The following is a 2,811-nucleotide window of genomic DNA, read 5'->3' on the forward strand; positions in this document are numbered from 1 at the left end:
AACCGATGCCATCGGCGCCAAAGGCGCGGGTATGGTTTAAGAAAGGTCGGCAAATGTCTGCACTTAAAATCAAAAAAGGCACGTCGAAACATTCGGCCTATGACCTGCGCGACCCGAATTCGGAGGTGATCGAAAGCCATACTCTGGCGGTTCTGGTCGATAACGAAGCCGGGGTTCTGGCGCGGGTGATCGGGCTGTTTTCGGGCCGTGGCTATAACATCGACAGCCTGACCGTGGCCGAGGTCGATCATCAGGGCCACCTGTCGCGCATCACCATCGTGACCCGCGGCACGCCGGCAGTGATCGAACAGATCAAGGCGCAACTGGGCCGGATCGTGCCGGTGCACGAGGTTCACGACCTGACCGTCGAAGGCCCCAGCGTCGAACGTGAACTGGCACTGATCAAGGTCTCTGGTCAGGGCGAAAAGCGTATCGAGGCGCTGCGTCTGGCCGAGATCTTCCGCGCCAATGTCGTCGACAGCACGCTGGAAAGCTTCGTGTTCGAAATGACCGGCACCCCCGGCAAGATCGACGCTTTTGCCGAATTGATGCGGCCGCTGGGCCTGTCCGAAGTGGCCCGCACCGGCGTCGTCGCCCTGTCGCGCGGCGCCTGATCGCAATTCAAGGGCCGCCCGGCGCATATGTCGGGCGGCCCTTTCGCATTTCCGCACATCAGATGTTCGGAAACGGCACTCCCCTTTTCGCGGCTTTGCCCCATATACTGAGCAAGCAGAAAGGGAGACCCCGATGACATTCCGCCCCGTTCGATCCGAATCCCACGCCCAGCCGACGATGGAGGGCGCGGGCGTTCACCTGCACCGCGTTTTCGGCTTTGGCGACCCGGCCGAAAGCGATCCGTTCCTGTTGCTGGACGATTTCCGCAATGACGATCCGCGCTTTTACAGCCGCGGTTTCCCGTGGCACCCGCATCGCGGCATCGAGACCATCACCTATGTGCTGGAAGGCACGGTGGCGCATGGCGACAGCTTGGGCAATCACGGCGAACTGGGCGCGGGTTCCGTCCAGTGGATGACCGCCGGGTCAGGGATCATGCATCAGGAAATGCCGCGCGGCAACGCCAAGGGCCAGATGCACGGGTTCCAGCTGTGGGCCAACCTGCCCTCCAGCCTGAAAATGACCGCGCCGCGCTATCAGGACATCTCGGCCAGCGATATTCCCCAGATCATCGACGACGACGGCACAGCGGTAAAGATCATCACCGGCAAGTTTTGGGGCAAGGCCGGCCCGGTTGACGGTATCGCCGCCGAGCCGCTTTATCTGGATGTCTCGGTGCCGCCGAACACCCGCAAGACCCTGCCGGTCGACACCCATTCCAATGCCTTTGCCTATGTCTTTGCCGGGGCGGGCACGTTCCGCGACGCATCGAACCCGGTTGGCGTGAAGGTTGAAAAGGAATTCGCGGGTCAGGAACTGAACATCCGCGATCTGACCGGCAACCGCACGCTGGTGCGGTTCGACACCGGCGACGAGATCAGCGTGCAGGCCGGTCCCGAGGGCATCCGGTTCCTGCTGATCGCCGGGCGCCCGTTGCAAGAGCCGGTGGCGTGGCACGGCCCCATCGTGATGAACACTCGTGCCGAGCTGATGCAAGCGATGCAGGATCTGAACAACGGCACCTTCATCAAGGACTGAAACGAAAACGCCCCGGCCATTGGCCGGGGCGCTGAAATCGCCGCGTGGCGCCCGGATTATTCCGAAGCGGGCAGCAGACCGGCGGCATCGCCAGCCTCGATTTCCTCAACCGTCAGGAACCCGTCGGCATCGGTGTCGACGGCGCTGAACTGATCAGCGGTCAACTCGGGGAACTCGGCCAGCATTTCTTCCATCGAGACCTTGCCGTCACCGTCGATATCCAGAGCCGAGGCATCGACTTCGGCAAAGGCGGTGGCGCCGGTCAGGGTCAGAACGGCGGCGAGGGCTGCAAATTTCGGGGTCATATCTGAAAAACTCCTGCATTCAGATGGTCAACGGCTCATACGCCGTCGTCCCGGCAGATATGCCTGTCCCACGGCGTCCGCAATGGGGGGCGGGCCGGGAAAATTTCCTTATTCTCAACCCGTTACCCGCCAAGAAAAAGGGGCACCCGAAGGCGCCCCAGTCTCGCTGATAAGGCTCAGTGTTTATACCGCCCGGTTTGTTGCCTGCGGCCTTATCCGCGTCGAGGGCGAGCGCACCCGCCCCGGAACGATGCCCCGCCTGCCGCCGCTTGGGGTCGGCAGCAGGCAGAACCTCTTAGCTGCACCCGCTGGTCGCGCCGCAGGTGTTGCATTTCATGCAGGTGCCGTTGCGCACCAGCGTGTAGTTGCCGCAATCGCCGCAAGGATCGCCCTCGTAGCCCTGCATCTTGGCCTTGGTGCGGACATCCATGCTGACAGCGCCGGTGGCCAGACCGGTGCTGCCGGCCACAGCGGCGCGGGCCTGTCCGGTTTCCGGCACCAGCGTTTGCAGCGCCGCCATCGGATCGGCCGCATTCAGCGCCGTGGCCCCGGTCATCCCGCCTTGCAGCACCACCAGTTCCTGCGGCATCCGCTTGCGCAGATAACCGGTCGAGGAAATCTGCTTGAGCACTTCCAGAGATTTCGACGCCGCGGTTTCGCTGAGGTCCTTGAGGTTCGATTTACCCTCGCCCTCGCCGCCGCCGATGTCATCAAACGCCGCGCCTTGCGGTTTGACATGGGCCAGATCGGTGCGGTCCAGATAGCTGACGGCCAGTTCGCGGAAGATATAATCAAGGATCGAGGTCGCCGACTTGATGCTGTCATTGCCCTGAACCATCCCGGCCGGTTCAAA

Annotated in this window: 3 protein-coding genes and 1 pseudogene; 2 read left to right on the plus strand and 2 right to left on the minus strand. The window is 62.6% G+C overall.

All coding sequences use genetic code 11. The features are described 5' to 3' along the window. Positions 1-53: 53 nt before the first annotated feature. Positions 54-614, plus strand: coding sequence for an acetolactate synthase small subunit (ilvN, locus tag ABYW26_RS12840; RefSeq protein ID WP_372605301.1), 561 nt, complete (start codon positions 54-56; stop codon positions 612-614). 133 nt (positions 615-747) lie between these two features. Beyond that, positions 748-1,653, plus strand: coding sequence for a pirin family protein (locus ABYW26_RS12845; RefSeq protein ID WP_372605303.1), 906 nt, complete (start codon positions 748-750; stop codon positions 1,651-1,653). Between the two features lie 56 nt (positions 1,654-1,709). Here the strand turns inward: ABYW26_RS12845 and ABYW26_RS12850 are convergent, their stop codons facing one another. Together ABYW26_RS12850 and ABYW26_RS12855 are read right to left on the minus strand one after the other, a co-directional pair. Further along, a complete protein-coding gene (locus tag ABYW26_RS12850) occupies positions 1,710-1,958 on the minus strand; it encodes an EF-hand domain-containing protein (RefSeq protein WP_372605304.1) in 249 nt (82 codons plus the stop codon). Positions 1,959-2,253: 295 nt separating this feature from the next. Further along, positions 2,254-2,811 (minus strand): annotated as a pseudogene (locus ABYW26_RS12855) (vitamin B12-dependent ribonucleotide reductase); the annotation flags it as partial.

The organism is Actibacterium sp. (assembly GCF_041584535.1).
Taxonomy (GTDB): Bacteria; Pseudomonadota; Alphaproteobacteria; order Rhodobacterales; family Rhodobacteraceae; genus Actibacterium_D.